Source organism: Dyella sp. Tek66A03, assembly GCF_052567735.1.
Map to the genome: position 1 here is coordinate 808,087 of NZ_CP199584.1, position 17,252 is coordinate 825,338.

15 protein-coding genes are annotated in these 17,252 nt (G+C 57.2%); 9 read left to right on the forward strand and 6 right to left on the reverse strand.

Going from position 1 to position 17,252, the window contains the following annotated elements; all coding sequences use genetic code 11:
- Positions 1-3: 3 nt before the first annotated feature.
- The 5 genes from rfbD to ACT01B_RS03580 form a co-directional block, all read right to left on the reverse strand.
- Positions 4-939: a dTDP-4-dehydrorhamnose reductase gene (rfbD, locus tag ACT01B_RS03560; RefSeq protein WP_445146013.1), complete on the reverse strand. Its 936-nt coding sequence runs from the start codon at positions 937-939 to the stop codon at positions 4-6.
- Positions 936-1,493 (reverse strand): dTDP-4-dehydrorhamnose 3,5-epimerase, encoded by a 558-nt coding sequence (rfbC, locus tag ACT01B_RS03565; RefSeq protein WP_445146014.1) that lies wholly within the window; start codon positions 1,491-1,493, stop codon positions 936-938. Before rfbC ends, rfbD begins: the two co-directional genes overlap by 4 nt.
- Complete coding sequence (rfbA, locus tag ACT01B_RS03570) at positions 1,490-2,377, reverse strand: glucose-1-phosphate thymidylyltransferase RfbA (protein ID WP_445146015.1); 888 nt, start codon at positions 2,375-2,377, stop codon at positions 1,490-1,492. Before rfbA ends, rfbC begins: the two co-directional genes overlap by 4 nt.
- Complete coding sequence (gene rfbB / locus ACT01B_RS03575; RefSeq protein WP_445146016.1) at positions 2,374-3,444, reverse strand: dTDP-glucose 4,6-dehydratase; 1,071 nt, start codon at positions 3,442-3,444, stop codon at positions 2,374-2,376. The genes rfbA and rfbB overlap by 4 nt, the downstream gene beginning before the upstream one ends.
- A gap of 127 nt (positions 3,445-3,571) precedes the next feature.
- A complete protein-coding gene (locus ACT01B_RS03580; RefSeq protein WP_445146017.1) occupies positions 3,572-4,396 on the reverse strand; it encodes a hypothetical protein in 825 nt (274 codons plus the stop codon).
- Between the two features lie 356 nt (positions 4,397-4,752).
- On the opposite strand from ACT01B_RS03580, the gene ACT01B_RS03585 reads away from it, so the two are divergent.
- The 8 genes from ACT01B_RS03585 to ACT01B_RS03620 all read left to right on the forward strand — a co-directional run bounded on the left by ACT01B_RS03585 (position 4,753) and on the right by ACT01B_RS03620 (position 14,718).
- Complete coding sequence (locus tag ACT01B_RS03585; RefSeq protein ID WP_445146018.1) at positions 4,753-5,931, forward strand: trans-sulfuration enzyme family protein; 1,179 nt, start codon at positions 4,753-4,755, stop codon at positions 5,929-5,931.
- Between the two features lie 129 nt (positions 5,932-6,060).
- Complete coding sequence (locus ACT01B_RS03590) at positions 6,061-6,885, forward strand: ABC transporter permease (protein ID WP_445146019.1); 825 nt, start codon at positions 6,061-6,063, stop codon at positions 6,883-6,885.
- The gene (locus tag ACT01B_RS03595; protein ID WP_445146020.1) at positions 6,875-8,293 is read left to right on the forward strand and encodes an ABC transporter ATP-binding protein; all 1,419 of its coding nucleotides are present in this window, start codon (positions 6,875-6,877) and stop codon (positions 8,291-8,293) included. The genes ACT01B_RS03590 and ACT01B_RS03595 overlap by 11 nt, the downstream gene beginning before the upstream one ends.
- A 4-nt stretch (positions 8,294-8,297) precedes the next feature.
- A complete protein-coding gene (locus ACT01B_RS03600) occupies positions 8,298-11,855 on the forward strand; it encodes a glycosyltransferase (protein ID WP_445146021.1) in 3,558 nt (1,185 codons plus the stop codon).
- An 89-nt stretch (positions 11,856-11,944) separates the two neighbouring features.
- Positions 11,945-12,880, forward strand: coding sequence for a GHMP family kinase ATP-binding protein (locus tag ACT01B_RS03605; protein ID WP_445146022.1), 936 nt, complete (start codon positions 11,945-11,947; stop codon positions 12,878-12,880).
- Complete coding sequence (locus tag ACT01B_RS03610; protein ID WP_445146023.1) at positions 12,865-13,464, forward strand: D-sedoheptulose-7-phosphate isomerase; 600 nt, start codon at positions 12,865-12,867, stop codon at positions 13,462-13,464. The genes ACT01B_RS03605 and ACT01B_RS03610 overlap by 16 nt, the downstream gene beginning before the upstream one ends.
- Before the next feature lie 49 nt (positions 13,465-13,513).
- Positions 13,514-14,155 (forward strand): sugar phosphate nucleotidyltransferase, encoded by a 642-nt coding sequence (locus tag ACT01B_RS03615; protein ID WP_445146024.1) that lies wholly within the window; start codon positions 13,514-13,516, stop codon positions 14,153-14,155.
- On the forward strand, positions 14,152-14,718 hold the full coding sequence (locus ACT01B_RS03620) for a D-glycero-alpha-D-manno-heptose-1,7-bisphosphate 7-phosphatase (RefSeq protein WP_445146025.1): 567 nt from the start codon (positions 14,152-14,154) through the stop codon (positions 14,716-14,718). Before ACT01B_RS03615 ends, ACT01B_RS03620 begins: the two co-directional genes overlap by 4 nt.
- A 174-nt stretch (positions 14,719-14,892) precedes the next feature.
- Here the strand turns inward: ACT01B_RS03620 and ACT01B_RS03625 are convergent, their stop codons facing one another.
- A complete protein-coding gene (locus ACT01B_RS03625) occupies positions 14,893-15,894 on the reverse strand; it encodes a class I SAM-dependent methyltransferase (protein WP_445146026.1) in 1,002 nt (333 codons plus the stop codon).
- 333 nt (positions 15,895-16,227) lie between these two features.
- Here ACT01B_RS03625 and ACT01B_RS03630 point away from each other — a divergent pair, with 333 nt between their 5' ends.
- Complete coding sequence (locus ACT01B_RS03630; RefSeq protein ID WP_445146027.1) at positions 16,228-17,136, forward strand: class I SAM-dependent methyltransferase; 909 nt, start codon at positions 16,228-16,230, stop codon at positions 17,134-17,136.
- The last annotated feature ends 116 nt before the right edge of the window (positions 17,137-17,252 follow it).

Below are 17,252 nucleotides of genomic sequence, written 5' to 3' on the forward strand. Positions count from 1 at the left end.
CTTTCAGAGTCTCTTTGGTGAGAGTTCGCGGATGACCTCGGCTAGTCCATCGCTCCAGTGCGGGAGCGTAAAGGCGAACTGCTTCTGGAACCTGGTGTTGTCTAGCACTGAATAGGCGGGGCGCTTCGCCGGCGTCGGGAAATCAGCCGTACCGATGGCCTGGACGTCCGGCTTGCGTGCTAGCAGGCCGTGTTCCACCGCTTGCTCGAAGATGGCAGAGGCGAACCCGTGCCATGTTGTTTCGCCGCTGGCGACAAGATGGTAGGTGCCTTCGAGTTCGCCACGTGCCGCCTCTGGCAGCGCTAGCCAACGCTTCAGCGCAGCCACCGTTCCGGCCACGATCAGGTTCGTGGAGGTGGGGGCGCCGTACTGGTCCGCAACCACGCGTAACTGATCGCGCTCAGCCCCGAGACGGAGCATGGTGCGCAGAAAGTTATGCCCGTGCGCTGCATAGACCCACGCGGTGCGAAACACAAGGTGGTGTGCGCCGCTGGCGCGTAGTGCCAGTTCCCCGGCCAGCTTGCCGCGGCCGTACGCCCCGATGGGGGCGGTGGGGGCATCGATCGGGTAGGGGCTTCGAGCTCCCCCGTCAAAGACGTAATCCGTCGAATAATGCAGCACCAACGCCCCGTTTCGAGCGGCCCATTCACCGATGGCGCGCACGGCCTCGCCATTGACCAGCGTGGCGAGGTCCTCCTCCTGCTCGGCGCGATCTACTGCCGTATAGGCGGCGGCGTTCACGATGATGTCGGGTCGCGTGCGGTCGAGCAGATCCCGGACGCCGTCCAGTGAAGCCAGGTCACCAGCCTCGCCATGGCCACCATCGATCAGCTTGCCATCACGGCTTACCGGAATCAGCACGCCGAGGCTTGCGAGGTTGCCTTCATGCATGAAGCTACGCCCGAGCTGACCATTGGCGCCGAGTAGGGCGATCTTCAACGAAGATACTCCGGCAGACGATCCGTACTCACGTCCTTCAACCGAGGTGCCTTCTCGTCCTTTTCGGACAATAGTGGCTGGCTGACCGGCCAATCGATGCCGATGTCCGGATCATTCCAGCGCACGCCGGCGTCAGCCACGCGGTCGTAGAGCGCCGTACATTGGTATGAGAAGGTCGCGACATCCGAAAGCACGCAGAAACCGTGGGCAAAGCCTTCGGGAATCCAGAAATGGCGATGATTGTCGGCAGTCAGCATGACCCCGGTCCATTGCCCGAACGTGGGCGAACTACGACGGACATCGACCGCCACGTCAAATACCTCTCCTTCGAGCACGCTTACCAACTTGCCTTGGGGGTTGGGCCACTGATAGTGCAGACCACGAAGTACGCCTTTGGCGGAGCGCGAGACATTGGACTGCACGAACGCCGCGGTGATGCCTGCCTCGTGATACTTGGCCTTGTTGTAACTCTCGTAGAAAAAGCCGCGTGCATCGCCAAATATCTGTGGTTCGATAACCACGGCCCCAGGCAACGAGGTCTCAATCACTTTCATCGAACGTAGCCTTGCTCGGTCAGATTGCGCAGATATTGGCCATAACCCGTCTTGGCAAGTGGCGCAGCGAGACGCAAGAGCTGCTCGGCGTCGATCCAGCCACTGAGGTAGGCGATTTCCTCGGGGCAGCAGACCTTCAGTCCCTGGCGGTGCTCGATGGTTTGAATGAAGTTGCCGGCTTCCATCAGTGATTCGTGCGTACCCGTGTCCAGCCACGCGTAGCCGCGGCCGAGCTGTTCCAGATGCAGTGAGCCGTCGTCGAGGTAGCAGCGATTCAAATCCGTGATTTCGAGTTCGCCGCGAGGAGATGGCTTGAGTTCGGAAGCAAAATCGCACGCGCGGCCGTCGTAGAAGTAGAGGCCAGTAACCGCGTACTGGGACTTCGGTTTGGCAGGCTTCTCTTCAATACCAACGACCTTGCCCTGGGCGTCAAACTCGGCGACACCATATCGCTCGGGATCGCGCACCCAATAGCCGAACACGGTGGCGCCATGCTCGCGAGATGTTGCACGTTTCAAGCGTTCGGTCAGGCCCACGCCATAGAAGATGTTGTCACCAAGGACCAGGCAGCTCGGGTTGGTTCCAACGAAATCTCTGCCGATAGTGAACGCCTGCGCCAGGCCATCCGGCGATGGCTGCACGGCATACGTGATGTCGATGCCCCACTGCGAGCCGTCGCCGAGCAAGCGCTGGAAGAGCTCCTGCTCATGTGGCGTGTTGATCATCAAAATCTGCCGAATGCCTGCCAGCATGAGCGTGGCCAAGGGGTAGTACACCATCGGCTTGTCATAGACCGGTAGCAGCTGCTTGCTCACCGCCTGAGTTATCGGATAAAGGCGGGTGCCGGATCCGCCGGCGAGAATGATGCCTTTTGTGGCGCTCATGATCCCAGACGCTCCATGCGGTAGCTCCCGTCGAGTACGCGGTCGGACCATGTCTGATTCGAAAGATACCAGTCGATGGTCTGTTCGATGCCACTCTCAAATGTTTGTGAAGGCCGCCAGCCAAGCTCGTCCTGCAGCTTGCTCGAGTCGATCGCGTAGCGGCGATCATGGCCAGGACGGTCCTTGACGAAGGTGATTAGCGATTCGCGCTTGCGGCCATCGGGCAGCGGACGGCGTGCGTCCAGCAGTGCGCAGATTGTTTTCACGACTACGATGTTCTCGCGTTCTGCATTGCCACCCACGTTATAGGTCTCGCCCACGCGACCGGCTTCCAGAACGCGCTGGATGGCCGTGCAGTGGTCACCCACGTAGAGCCAGTCGCGGATATTTAAACCGTCGCCGTAAACCGGCAGAGCTTCGCCAGCCAGGGCCTTCTGAACAATCAGCGGAATCAGCTTCTCGGGGAATTGGTACGGCCCATAGTTGTTTGAGCAATTGGTGGTCAGTACCGGCAGGCCATAGGTGTGATGGAAGGCGCGGACCAGATGGTCGGAAGCTGCCTTCGATGCGGAATAGGGCGAGTTTGGCGCGTACGGCGTCTGCTCGGTGAACTTGCCATCGGCGCCTAGCGAGCCGTAAACCTCATCGGTGGACACGTGCAAAAAGCGGAACGCCATGCCTGCCGCTCCGTCCAGCTCACGCCAGTAGTCGCGTGCGCATTCGAGCAGGCCAAGCGTGCCGACGACATTCGTCTCGACGAATGCCGCGGGGCCATCGATGGAACGATCGACATGAGACTCGGCGGCGAAATTGACGATGGCGTCGGGTCGATGCAACTTCAGTAACCGCGCTACCAGCTCACGATCACCGATATCGCCCTGCACGAAGATGTGCCTGTCGCTGTTTTCGATGGACGCTAGGGTATCCAGATTGCCGGCATAGGTGAGCTTATCCAGATTGACTACTCGCTTACCGTCGCGCACCGCTTGAAGCACGAAATTGGCCCCAATGAAGCCGGCGCCGCCGGTTACAAGTAGGGTCGTAGTCTCTGATGAAGCGCTCGTCATTAAGGAGTCTCAGGCAGGAAAGGCGAAAAGACACGAAGTACATGTGCCATGACTGCGCAATTCTGCCTGCTCTGACTGTAACAACCAAGCATCGCATCTATTGACTGAACTGCTTTTTGCATAGCATTCAGGGAGTTGCCATTTCAAACCCGCGCAGACCTGGACGGGCCCTTGTCTGATTTCTGGAGCGCCCTGCCGAAGACAGGAGTATTTCTCGCGCACAGGTGTGCAATGCCATATCAAGCCTGTTCGCCTGCATGAAGGCTGCGTAGAGCTCGTCCCCAATCAAATTCCTCAGTTCAAACACCTTGTGCTCCCAGGGCAAGATATTGCGGGCGGTTGAGTTTTCCCAGCACGATGAAAGCCGTAGCCCGGGAAGCAGAGGGGCGTAGGTTTCCTGCAGCACCTGGACGGACAGGTCAAATAACTCGACCACCCCTACGATGCCCCACTCGCGGAGAAGGTTCTGCGCCTGCCCCAGATCGGCCTCCGTTGCGCACGCCTGCAGGATATCCCCCCCTCGCCATGAAGCGTCCGAAAGATGGACCACCTGATAATTGCGGATGACGATACTTCCTGGATCCCCTCGCAGCGCCCACTCGATGTAGGCAGCGAAATTTCTGTCTCTGGCCACTTCGGCAAATGGCTGCGTCTCATCTTTCTGTGAGAACCGGTAGACGGAATAAGCCCGAAGCAGCGGATGTCGAACGAACGTTACCGGCAGGCATCCCCGATGTGGCAACGGTGGGCGAGCCAGGTGGCTGGAAACGGCTTTCAAGCCTGGATTTGCTTGGATGAACGTGGCGAGCTGTCCGCTCGACTGGACATCGTGGGCGTGCTCCCCCTCGAATGTTCCCCACAGGCTGCCAAATGAGCGCTGCAAACAGGCGTCGACGCTGGAGCCTGCGTTTTTGAAGATGTGGTAATGAATCAGGATGGATTGTTCGACCATGCCAAAGCTCGGGTTGTTTTGATTTCTAGATACGCGCTTGCCAACGTCGTGCAAAACGGTGGCTATGCGCGGCCGTCCCCTTGGCCACTGGCGGTCTCCTCGGGGGCGCTAGGGCCTTTAAACGCCGAACCGGCGCCCGAGTTTACGCAAAACTTGCGTGAAGCTTACATATACATTGCACAAAAATGACAATGTGCCCCGTCTGGTCAATGTTGCTTCAGGTATGAATTGAGGCCGGCTCGAGCCGGCGATAGCCTGGCTTCGGCATTTGTGAACACAAACCTTCCCCGGAGTCGGTTACATCCGCGAGGAAAGGTAAGATAAGCGTTTGTCACGAGGCGGGGAGATCCCTGGGCATGGCTACATCCACGAAGAAGAGCACGACACGTCCGAAGCTTGGTCTGGGAACCCTTGCCATTCATGCAGGACAGTCGCCCGATCCGACGACGGGCGCCATCATGACGCCGATCTACGCGACATCGACTTACGTTCAGGAAAGCCCTGGCAAGCACAAGGGGTTTGAGTACTCTCGTACCCAGAATCCGACACGCATGGCCTACGAAAAGTGTGTTTCGGAACTTGAGGGGGGCGTGGATGGCTTCGCCTTTGCTTCCGGTTTAGCTGCAGCGGCTACGGTTTTGGACTTGCTCGACACGGGGAGCCACATCATTGCCATGGATGACCTCTATGGCGGCAGTTATCGCCTGTTCGAAAGGGTGCGCCGCCGCTCGGCGGGCCTGGACTTCAGCTTCGTTGACTTGAACGATACGGCGGCTCTCAAGGCAGCCTTGAAGCCGAACACCCGAATGATCTGGGCTGAAACGCCGACCAACCCCATGTTGAAGCTGGTTGCCTTGGACAAGGTGGCTGCCTTCGCCCGCAAGCATGGGCTCATCCTGGTGGTCGACAACACTTTTTGCTCACCCATGATCCAGCGTCCGCTGGAGTACGGTGCCGACTTGGTTCTGCATTCCGCGACGAAGTATCTCAATGGCCATTCGGACATGGTTGGCGGCGTAGTCGTTGCCCGCACTCAAGAGCTCGCTGAGCGGATGGGGTTCCTGCAAAATTCGGTGGGTGCGGTCGCGGGTCCGTTCGACTCCTTCTTGGCCATGCGTGGTCTAAAGACGCTTCACTTGCGTATGAAGGCTCACTGTGAAAGCGCCATGCAATTGGCGCACTGGCTCGAACGGCACGATGCCGTAGAACGGGTCATTTATCCGGGTCTCAAGAGCCACCCCCAACATGCGCTCGCCCGACGTCAGATGGCCGGTTTCGGCGGCATAATCAGCGTCGAAGTGAAGGGGGGGCTTAAGAAGGCGCGTCGGATGCTCGAACGCTGTCACCTGTTTGCTCTGGCGGAGTCGCTGGGCGGTGTGGAGAGCCTGATCGAACATCCGGCCATCATGACTCACGCATCCGTGCCGCTGGCCAACCGTAAACGGCTCGGGATCAGTGACGGGTTGATCAGGCTGTCGGTGGGTGTGGAAGATGTCGCCGATTTACGTGATGAGCTGGCTGCTGCACTCGGCTAGACGGGGCACTTTGGGAGATTCAGTTCCGAGGGACTAGTAAGCAGATATCGGCTGTCAACATGTATTCAAAGTGTCCGTGAGCGTCAGGGACGTGGATCTAGCCATTACCATGAAAAATTTCGAGTAAGCATGAATTCAACTTATCGTTTACGCGATCCTCTTTCGCCATATCGGGCCCTGGTCCGTCATTTTCCCCTGGTCATACAGATGGCACGGCGTGATGTGATCGGGCGCTATAGAGGGTCCTTTATTGGCCTACTGTGGTCGTTCTTCAATCCTTTGCTGATGCTGGGGGTGTACACCCTCGTATTTGGCCTGATTTTCAAATCGCGCTGGGGTACGCAAGACGGAGGGCAATTCGAGTTCGCAGTGATTCTGTTCGCTGGCCTCAACATAAATACTATGTTTGCCGAGTGTGCAAATCGCGCGCCCATGTTGATTGTGGACAACACGAACTTCGTCAAGAAAATCGTATTTCCCCTGGAAACGCTGTCGTGGAGCACGTTGTGCTCAGCACTGTTCCATCTGGCGATTTCTACGGTAGTCCTGCTGGTCTTCTCGCTCGTGGTAAGGGGCAGTATTCCCTGGACGGTCGTGCTGTTTCCGATCGTGGCGGCGGTCTTCATTCCCTACGTCGTCGGGCTGATTTGGCTACTGGCGTCGCTGGGGGTGTTTCTGCGTGATCTCAAGCAGGCTATTGGCATCATTACCGCCATGCTGATGTTCCTCGCACCCATCTTCTATTCCAAGGAACTGATTCCTCTCCCTTATCGCAACCTTCTTTACCTGAATCCCCTGACAGTCATCGTGGAAGCATCGCGAGACGTGCTGGTATGGGGGCATATGCCGAACTGGACGATGCTCGCTCTATACGCAGTGGCGTCGAGCCTGTTTGCATGGGCTTCCTTCAGCTGGTTTGAACGCACGCGCCGGGGTTTTGCTGATGTCCTCTGAAGAACAGACCATTTCAGTCGAGTCGCTGGGCAAGAAATACGACATCTACGCCAAGCCCGCCGACAGGCTCAAGCAGATGATCCTGCCTCGCCTCGGGCGCATGATAGGAAAGCACGAGCTGGCCTATCACGACGAGTTTTGGGCACTGCGCGATGTGACCTTCAGTGTGAAGCGCGGTGAGACCGTTGGCATCATCGGGCGCAATGGTTCGGGTAAGTCGACCTTGCTTCAAATGATATGCGGGACGCTTTACCCAACCGAGGGTGCCGTCAAGATCCACGGCCGCATAGCGGCGCTGCTTGAGTTGGGTGCGGGCTTCAACCCGGAGTTCACAGGCGAGGAAAACGTCTATCTGAGCGGTCTTCTGTACGGTATTTCAGAGACCGAGCTGCGCAAGCGCTTCGATTCCATTTTGGCATTTGCCGATATCGGCGAATTTATCAGTCAGCCGGTGAAGACCTATTCCAGTGGCATGTATGTGCGACTGGCCTTCGCCATTGCTGCGCATGTCGATGCCGATACCTTGGTTATTGATGAGGCGCTCAGTGTTGGCGATGTGCGATTTACCCAAAAGTGCATGCGTTATCTGCGTGAGTTTCAAAAGCGCGGTACGCTGCTATTCGTAAGCCATGACACGGGAGCGGTGACCAACCTCTGTGATCGTGCGGTCTGGCTGGATCGAGGACGGCTTGTAGTGGATGGGGCCACGCGAGATGTGGTAGAGCGCTACCTTGCCGAACAGCACGCTGCAGATCGCGCGACCCTCGGCAATGCGGTGGCAGTGCGTGTGCCTGGATCAAAGACTGCCGGGAATGGAAGTGGCAAACCTTTACCGTCGCAAGCGCCCGCAGCGGTTCCGATCGACATAGTCGATCCACGCAAAAGTCTTCAGCAAGCGAACGGCGAGCGTAATCGCGTGGAGATTTTTGAGTTCGATCCGGAGCAACTCAACAGCCAATTTGGAGCTGGTGATGCCCGCATTACGGATGTGCGCATCGTCGATGTAGACGGCGAGAATTGCCGTCTCATCCTGGGAGGCGAGCCAGTACGCTTGATAATAGAGGCGGAGGTTTCCGCTCCTATCAGTGCTCCGATTTTTGGCTTCTACGTCAAGGATCGGCTTGGCCAGCGCCTGTTCGGTGATAACACGTACCTGAGTTACCACGAACACCCCATCAAGGCGGAGGTGGGCGCTCGCTTGGAAGCGAAGTTTGAATTCAGGATGCCGATCCTTGCCTCGGGTGACTATTCCGTTGATGTGGCGCTCGCCAGCGGCTCACAGGACGATCACACGCAGCAGCATTGGATTCACGATGCTCTGGCTTTCAGGGCGGACGAGAGCACCATGCGTCATGGCCTGGTGGGCATTCCTATGCGTTCGATTGAGATTAAGCAGCTGAGGGCCTGAATACATGGAATTTACTGGTGAGCGTTTCCTTCCAACTGAGGCGGGTGAGATTAGGCACGAGCATCTGCATCGTTATGCCTGGTGTCGCCCGCTGGTGATTGGCAAGGTTGTGCTCGATATAGCGTGCGGCGAGGGATACGGCAGCGCCATTCTCGCGCGCGGCGGTGCATCGTCGGTGATCGGGGTCGACATCTCACCTCAGACGGTAGAGCACGCGGCGAAAACGTATGCGGGTATTGAGGGGCTGGAGTATCGCGAGGGTAATGCCGCGGCGATTCCTTTGCCCGACAGTTGCGTCGATGTCGTGGTTTCGTTCGAAACGATCGAGCACCATGATCAGCACCTCGAAATGATGAGCGAGCTTCGTCGTGTCCTGAGGCCCGGAGGCTTGCTGATCATGTCCTCTCCCAATCGTCCGGTGTACACGGACAAGGCGGGGCATCACAACGAGTTTCACGTAAAGGAACTGGATTTCTCCGAGTTCGACGAGCTGCTTCGTCAGCAGTTTCCCCAGGTGCGGTATTACGGGCAGCGACTTGCGGTGGGCTCTGCGATCCTTCCTCTTCAGCTGGAAGACGCCACACGCGTCGTAGAAGCGTTGACCGACACCGGTGATGATGTTCTGGAGCGTTCGGCTCGATTGGTTGATCCAGTTTATTTTGTGGCGATTGCCGCTGCGAAAGATGTTCAGCTTCCCCGGCCCGACCCTTCGGTGTTCTTTTCAGAGTCAGAGGATCTCTACACCCATCATCGCGACGTGGCGAAGTGGGCAAAGAGTCTTGAAGCTGATTTGAATAAAGCGCGCGAGGCATACGGCGACCTGGTGCAAGAGCACGAGAATATCGCTAATTGGGCCAAGGGTCTTGATGCTGATTTGAAACAGGCGCGCAAGGCATACGGCGACCTGGTGCAAGAGCACGAGAATGTCGCTAATTGGGCCAAGGGTCTTGATGCTGATTTGAAACAGGCGCGCAAGGCATACGGCGACCTGGTGCAAGAGCACGAGAATATCGCTAATTGGGCCAAGGGTCTTGACCGTGAACTCAGCGAACGGAATGCCGACGTGGTCGCGCTGCGCGAGCAGATCGAGGCATTGCAAGTCGAGCGCGATTCATACGCAGATAACGCCATCGTGATCAAGGGAACGTTGGAGCATGTGCTTGACGATGAGTCTCAGCTGCTCGAAGCCGTCGTGAATGCGGCGAGCCATATGCGCGAAATTGAGCAACTAGGTGAGGCGGCGGAACGTTCAATCCACGGTCATGAAGCAGTGGTCAAGCATAGAGATGAGCTTGCGGCTCAATTGCTTGAACTACGTAAATTGCGGGCAGCTGAGCTGGACAAGGGGGAGCAGATGTCTTCCCGCCTACGTTCGCTCGAGTTCGAAATGGCCGTTCAAGGCGAACAGTTGCGACAGATTGTCCAGTCCCGCTCGTGGCGAATCACTCGCCCCTTGCGAGCTATGGGTCTGCTGTTGAGAGGCGACATTGAATCAGTGCGGCGTGGGCTGCGGCAGCGACTGCGTCGCGATATTGTCGCGAGCCCGTCCGAGGGAACAAAAACGCTATCCCCGCCAGCGGTGAATCTGGCTGACCTGGCGTTTCCGACCTTTGAGCATCCCTTGGTCAGCATTGTTATCCCGACCTATGGCCAATTTGGCTACACGGCTGCCTGTCTTCAATCCATCATGCAACATCAGCCGCTGGTGCCTTTCGAGATTTTGGTGGTTGAGGACGCGTCCGGTGACGTATCCATGCGCGACCTGAAGAAGGTCCCGGGGCTGCGCTACGAGGAGAATCCCGACAACCTGGGTTTCTTGCGATCCTGCAACAGGGCATCGACCCTGGTCAGGGGCGAATACCTCTACCTGCTCAATAACGACACGCAAGTCACTGCTGGTTGGCTCGATTCCATGCTGGATGTATTCGAACGCTTCCCCGATTGCGGCATGGTGGGTTCCAAACTTGTCTATCCGGATGGAAGGCTGCAGGAGGCCGGCGGCATCATCTGGAGCGATGGGAGTGCCTGGAACTATGGTCGCATGGATGATCCGGGTCGCAGCGTCTACAACTATGTGCGGGAAGCCGATTATTGTTCCGGGGCGTCGCTGCTTATTCGCGCTGGGCTGTTCGAGCAGCTTGGCCGGTTCGACGAACGATATGTACCCGCCTATTGCGAAGACTCGGACTTGGCATTCAAGGTAAGAGAGGCTGGATTGAAGCTTTACTATCAACCTGCCTCAGTCGTTGTGCATTTCGAAGGGATCTCCCATGGAACCGACGTGACCGCCGGTACCAAGGCCTACCAAGTCGAGAACCAAGGGCGCCTCCGGGAGCGTTGGCGCGACGTACTCGCGCGCGAGCATTTCCCTAGCGGACAGAATGTAGCTGCAGCCAGGGGACGGACGGCGGGCAAGAAAACCATCCTCATCGTGGATCACTACGTTCCTCAGCCTGATCGGGACGCGGGTTCGCGGACGATGTGGCAATTCATCGTCATGTTTCAGCGCATGGGCTACCACGTGAAGTTCTGGCCGCAGAACCTGTGGGTTGATTCGGTTTATACCCCTGCCTTGCAGCAGCTTGGCGTTGAGGTGCTCTATGGCGATGAGTGCCGGCAGGGCTTTGACGCGTGGCTGCGAGATAACCGCAAGTACATCGACTGTGTTTTGTTGAGTCGGCCGAATATTGCGATTGATTTCATTCCAGCAGTGCGCAAACACACGGAAGTGCCTCTGTTGTACTACGGGCATGACGTTCACTACATGCGTATGGATGACCAGTTGCGCGTCGAGTACAGCGAGAGCATGGCTGTCGATCGGGACAAAATGGAGCGGCTTGAGAAGAATGTTTGGCGACTTGTCGATGCGGTTTACTACCCATCCCATCATGAGACCGAACAAGTAGGCGCGTGGCTGCGGACCAATGCCCCTCAGGTTCGTTACTACACGATCGCGCCTTACTCGTATGAGACGGTTCCCGATGACGTTGGGAGCAACCTCTCAGAACGTGCGGGCTTGATGTTCGTTGCAGGCTTCTCGCATACGCCGAATGTCGATGCAGCTGTCTGGTTTGTCCGGGAAGTACTGCCGCTTATTCGTATGGCACGTCCTGATGTCACGCTCTCGTTAGTTGGTTCGCATCCAACGGACGAGGTGAAGGCGTTGGCAAGCGGGCACGTTGAAGTGACGGGATTTGTGACTGACGCCGAGCTAGCCAGGCGTTACGCATCGTCACGTGTCGCGATCGCTCCGCTCCGTTTTGGCGGAGGTATGAAAGGCAAAGTCATTGAAGCGATGCGGTACGGTTTGCCTTGTGTCACGACGTCGGCTGGTGTCCAAGGGCTGAGTGGTACCTCGGATTACCTTGCTGCCACGGATGATGCAAAGGAATTCGCGGACCATGTGCTTAAGCTTCTCACCAGCGACGATGCCTGGCGGAAAGCATCCGCAGGCGAGCAGGCCTTTGTCCGGCGGCATTTCACCATCGATGCGCAGTGGGAAGTGTTCTCGAAGGAGCTCGAAGTGCCCATGCCATCAAAAGTGCAGGGGGCGCGCGTATGATCGTCCGGTCTCGTGCACCACTGCGCCTTGGGCTAGCCGGTGGCGGTACGGACGTTGCTCCGTACTGTGACCTTTTTGGTGGTCATGTCATGAATGTGACCATCAATCGCTACGCATACACCACGATATGCCAATCCGCGGACGCCATGTGCCGTTTTTCGACATTGGATGGCGGCGCTCATGAAGAGTGGCACAGCGAATCGCCGATTCCGACACAAGGGCCGCTCCAGCTCCTGAAGGGGGTGCACGCGCGCATCACGCGTGACTATCTGAACGGCGATGCTGTCCCCCTGCACGTGAAGACGTTTTCCGATGCACCGCCTGGTTCGGGTCTTGGTTCCTCGTCGACGATGGTCGTCGCACTCATTCAAGCCTATGTCGAATACTTCAACTTGCCTCTGGGTGAGTATGAAGTGGCACAACTGGCGTATCTCGTGGAGCGCAAGGACCTGGGATTGGCTGGAGGCAAGCAGGATCAGTATGCCGCGACCTTTGGTGGCTTCAATTTCATGGAGTTCTACGCCGACGAACGCGTGATAGTTAACCCATTGCGCGTCAAGGACTGGGTATGGGCCGAGCTGGAAGCTTCACTAGTGTTGTACTTCACTGGCGTATCCCGCGCTTCAGCGGACATCATCGACCAGCAGTCGCGAAATGTCGGGGAGAGTCGCCAGGCTTCGATAGAGGCTATGCACAGCCTCAAGCAGGAAGCCATTCAGATGAAGGAATGCGTGCTCAAAGGCGACCTCCGGCGCCTGGAAACCACGCTTCAGGCGGGCTGGGAAGCAAAGAAGAAGACCGCGACGAGCATCAGCAATCCACTCATCGAGCATGTCGAGCGAGTGGCGTTTGCCAACGGCGCCAGGGCTGCCAAGGTGTCTGGTGCAGGTGGCGGCGGATTCATGATGTTCCTCTGTGATCCGGAAGACAGGCTGCGGTTGACTCGAGCCCTGCTGGAACAGGGAGGAAGCGTGATGGACTTTCATTTCACTCAACAAGGGGCTACGGCATGGCGAATCAGCTGATGACGAGAGTCGACGAAGAATTCAAGAAGTCCATTGACCTTTTGCAGACCATGTCTGCAGATCGCACCATGCGCCAATGGATCCAGGAGGCGCTGGCCATGTCTGTTGCGGCGCTCAAGCGAGGCAACAAGTTGATGTTCGCCGGCAATGGCGGCAGCGCAGCAGATGCGCAGCATTGGGCAGGCGAGCTGGTCAGCCGCTTCTACTTCGACCGCCCTGGTCTGCCCGCTGTGGCCCTCACTACCGACACGAGTATTCTGACCGCCATCGGAAACGACTACGGCTATGACTATGTGTTCGCTCGCCAGGTGGAAGCGCTAGGTCGAGAGGGCGATGTTTTTTTTGCCATTTCGACCTCGGGCAATTCGAAAAACATCTTGAGGGCTATTAACGCGGCGCGCTCCCAGGGACTTGGCGTGATCGGTTTCACCGGTGAAAGCGGCGGCGCGATGGCAGAACGATGCGACGTCTGTTTTCGCATGCCTTCCAGTGAGACGCCCAAGATTCAAGAGGGCCATGAGTTCATTGGGCATTTGCTGTGCGGCCTGATCGAACACGAGATGTTCTCCGATGCCAAGGGCTGAGGAGGCTATCGTCCTCGTTGGTGGGCTGGGTACGCGTCTTCGTAGTGTCGTGCCTGACCTGCCCAAGCCGCTTGCGCCCGTGGCAGGGCGGCCGTTTTTGGCGCGTCTGCTAGACCACCTGGCCGATGCCGGGATTCGTCGTGTGATCCTCGCCACCGGTTACATGGCGGAAACGATTGAGCAGGTCATAGGCAAGCGTTGGAGCGGGATGGAAGTGGTCTATTCCCGCGAAGAGACGCCGCTCGGAACCGGTGGCGCCATTCGCCTGGCCTCAAGTCGACTGCAGGGCGAAGGTGTGCATTTGGCCAATGGCGATACGTTCCTTCGCTTTGACCTGAAAAAACTGGAGGAACGGGTTCGCGGTTTGGCCGTTCCTATCGGCATGGCGCTGGCCAAGGTCCCTGACGTGGGGCGCTATGGCGCGGTTGAGGTGGTGGATCACAAAGTGGCTGCCTTCCGCGAGAAAGGGGGAGTGGGGTCTGGTTACATCAATGCGGGAAACTACTTTCTGTCAGTTGACGGCATTGCGGCCCTGCCAGCCATGACAGCTTACTCATTCGAAACGGACGTGCTATTACCTGCAGCGCTCAAGAGCGAGGTTGCGGCGCTTGAGGAGTCCGCTGATTTCATTGATATCGGAGTGCCTGAAGACTTCGCCCGTGCACAGCACATGTTTGCAGTGCCGGTATGACTGCCCATTCATGTCCTGGCGTGTTCGTCTCAGAGAGCAACAAGCGTCAGCCGCATCAGAGCTCAGGTAGGGCGCTCTTCCTGGATCGCGACGGCGTCATCAATGTCGATCATGGCTATGTGTATGCGGCGGACAACACCGACTGGGTGCCAGGCATCTTTGATCTCTGCGTGATGGCGCGGGATGCTGGGTTCGGGCTCATCGTTGTGACCAATCAATCGGGTATAGCTCGAGGCTATTACAGCGAAGGCGAGTTCCTTGAATATACGCGCTGGGTGCACGCTCAATTCGAAGAGCGTGGGGTGCCGTTGCTGGCCACCTACTATTGCCCGCACCATCCCGAGGCAGGTCTTGGTGAATGGAAGAAGGATTGCGATTGCAGGAAGCCAAAGCCGGGAATGATCCTCGCCGCCGCCGACGATTTCGATCTTCGGCTAGGGTCTTGTGTGCTTGTGGGTGACAAGGCTAGTGATCTTCAAGCAGCCGATGCGGCAGGGATAGGCGCATCCTTCATGGTCGACATGGCCATTGAAGATATGAGCCTTGTTTTCCGTCAATCTTAGTGCGACTGCAGGATACGCGTGAACAGCTGGGCTCGCTTGCGCTGGAGGTCTCCGCGCGTGGGTTGGTTCATGCAAGGATGTCCTGAACAAGTTCAGGACATCCTTTCCAGCATTGCCGGATCAGCGACTCACCCTGACCATCTCCAGATCAGGAGGGGCGAGCCGCCATCGGGGTCATTTCTGGGCAACTATGAGAATCTGTTCGTTACCGATATGGCCGTATTCGAGTGACCACATGATGGAAAGCTTGGCGTCCGAAAAGCCGGCGGCCCGGAAGTCTTCGAGCAATTCCCACCCAAAATGGTAATAGCAGAGAACGCCGCCCTGTGGATCCACGGGATCGCCATGATATTCGGCTGGGAGGATGTGTTCGATGCTCCCGTCTTGGCCAATGCGCGCCCGGATGAGGTTGCGGTCGTACAGGAGCCCAAAGGGCACAGACAAAAGCACCTTACCACCGGGTTTAAGTGTGCGACTAAATTCGCGTAACGCGGCGCGATAGTCAGGCACATGCTCGAGTACATCAAAACTAAGGATGTAGTTGAAGGTCGCATCTTCAAAGCTAAGTGCGGTAACGTCCTCGTGACGAATGCCGCGCGAGTCGATAGCGCCTGACGAAAACTCCGGCCCTAGGTACTCGCTCATCACCGTCGAGGGGTAATGCTTTGCGAGGTAGGCCGCCATAGGAGTGACCTGCTCAGTGATGTAAATACTTGGATTGGTGCCTTTGACCGAGCATTCAAAGACCTGAACAGATAAACGAAGCCTATTGTTTAATTGGCACGTCGGGCAAATGAGGCGTTCGCGCCAATTAACGTGTTTTGAGTCCGAATGCAAAAAGTCGTACGTAAACGCCTGCACGGATCGACATACCCAGCAATAGCCAGGCAGGAATGCTTCCTTACGTGAGCCAAGTTGTCCCTGGATTTCGTTCTCAATAGAGCGCCTTGCCTGGAATCTCTCCGCGTGCGTCTCAAGCGCGCATTGGCACTCTGCGAACGAGTTCAGAGTGAGATTCCATAGATCGGCTTGCATCAGTATCTTCGATGGAGAGAAGCCATGGCGGCTCTTTTCGTCACGCATCGCGGGTAACGAACTTGCCAGGCCAAGACGCGTCACGATCCTCCTGAGCCGCCTCGCACCGAGAGAGATGGCACTCTGGATATGGCTTTCCATCAGGCGACTCCGATTGAGTGTGTGACTTGCGGTGTCCCCGGATATTCTCATAAGCATCGGTTGATAGGGGGAGCTTTCCCGCACATTCTCACGATCATGGTCGAGGCCGGCCGGCCCGGAGGCGTAGATATTGCAGTCCCTTCAGTGAGGCATTGTGCTACTCACAAACTTCCATGCTGCCCTGCAATCCCATTGAGGGGCCTGCAGATCACGGAGCCTCGGAGCGGTAACGGACCTGATGCTATGCTTGCAAAATGGGGCGCGGGTGAGATCGAGCTGACAGCGCTGATCCCTTCCGTCGCTACGATTTCGCAGTGAAGTTCGCAAAGTCATATGGGGTTACTGGTGAAGATCGATTGTCCCGTTTGTGAAAAAAAAGCAGCCGCCAAGCCGTATCGAGTCATTGACGGCTTTTCATATTTCGACTGCAACGCATGCGGATCCTTGTTCATAGATCCCAACGTCCTGGCCAAGGTGGATCGCGGCGAGTCTCTTCGAACTTATGATGATGCGTATTGGGCTGCGGAGCTCGAGTCAGCTAGGCAGCGTTCAAGGAGTGATGGTTTGGTCAGGGCCGGTGAGGCCATCCTGTATGCGCGTTCCGAAGTAAAGCGCTTCCTCGACGTGGGCGCAGGCCCTGGCTACCTGTTGGACCAGTTGTCAGCCATGTTGCCAAGGCATGCGGACTTATTTCATGCCGTCGAAATGTTTCCTCCCGAGGGTCACAGTCGGCACCCCAATTACACGGTAGGGGCGGTGGGCGATCTCGTCGACGCGTTTGATGCCGGTGTGTGCATCGAGGTGGTGGAGCATCTCACGCCTAAGATGCTGACGGGCCTGGTCGAGCAGTTGGCGAGGGTCAGCCACGAGAACACACTATGGCTGTTCAACACGGGGTTGCACAATTATGTTCGAAACGAAGATCCCGGCTACCTGGATCCTCTCGGTCGCGGTCACATCGTTTCGTATTCCTTGCCGGGGCTACAAAAGATATTCGAGCCGAAGGGTTTTCGGATTTCAGCAATCCCGGGCAAAAGCTATGCGTTTTTAGCTGAGTTTGGGCCTACGAGCACGGAACCGGGCTTCAGTGAGCGCTTCTACTCTCCAGTGCCGAACAACAGGCATTTACTGGAGGAGGCGGGCTTGCTGTATCAGGCGGCATTCGAGGCAGCCCGATCAGGTTATTACCATGCCGAGTACATGGAACGGACCGCCTGGGCGCTAAGTTTTCTGCGCAGATAAGTCGTTGGTCGTCGCCCATTCGCTATCGCCAAGATTCAATTGGCGATAGCTGGTGATGCGGAAGGCGACCGTTCGAGGCATTGCTGCACATGTATCCGGCGCATGGCCAATACTCT

Coding starts and splice junctions, on each gene's coding strand:
- rfbB (WP_445146016.1), bottom strand. CDS start 3,444: ATGACGAGCGCTTCATCAGAGACTACGACCCTACTTGTAACCGGCGGC.
- ACT01B_RS03625 (WP_445146026.1), bottom strand. CDS start 15,894: ATGGAAAGCCATATCCAGAGTGCCATCTCTCTCGGTGCGAGGCGGCTC.
- ACT01B_RS03605 (WP_445146022.1), top strand. CDS start 11,945: ATGAATGTGACCATCAATCGCTACGCATACACCACGATATGCCAATCC.
- rfbC (WP_445146014.1), bottom strand. CDS start 1,493: ATGAAAGTGATTGAGACCTCGTTGCCTGGGGCCGTGGTTATCGAACCA.
- ACT01B_RS03590 (WP_445146019.1), top strand. CDS start 6,061: ATGAATTCAACTTATCGTTTACGCGATCCTCTTTCGCCATATCGGGCC.
- rfbA (WP_445146015.1), bottom strand. CDS start 2,377: ATGAGCGCCACAAAAGGCATCATTCTCGCCGGCGGATCCGGCACCCGC.
- ACT01B_RS03595 (WP_445146020.1), top strand. CDS start 6,875: ATGTCCTCTGAAGAACAGACCATTTCAGTCGAGTCGCTGGGCAAGAAA.
- ACT01B_RS03600 (WP_445146021.1), top strand. CDS start 8,298: ATGGAATTTACTGGTGAGCGTTTCCTTCCAACTGAGGCGGGTGAGATT.
- ACT01B_RS03610 (WP_445146023.1), top strand. CDS start 12,865: ATGGCGAATCAGCTGATGACGAGAGTCGACGAAGAATTCAAGAAGTCC.
- ACT01B_RS03630 (WP_445146027.1), top strand. CDS start 16,228: ATGGGGTTACTGGTGAAGATCGATTGTCCCGTTTGTGAAAAAAAAGCA.
- ACT01B_RS03585 (WP_445146018.1), top strand. CDS start 4,753: ATGGCTACATCCACGAAGAAGAGCACGACACGTCCGAAGCTTGGTCTG.
- ACT01B_RS03580 (WP_445146017.1), bottom strand. CDS start 4,396: ATGGTCGAACAATCCATCCTGATTCATTACCACATCTTCAAAAACGCA.
- ACT01B_RS03620 (WP_445146025.1), top strand. CDS start 14,152: ATGACTGCCCATTCATGTCCTGGCGTGTTCGTCTCAGAGAGCAACAAG.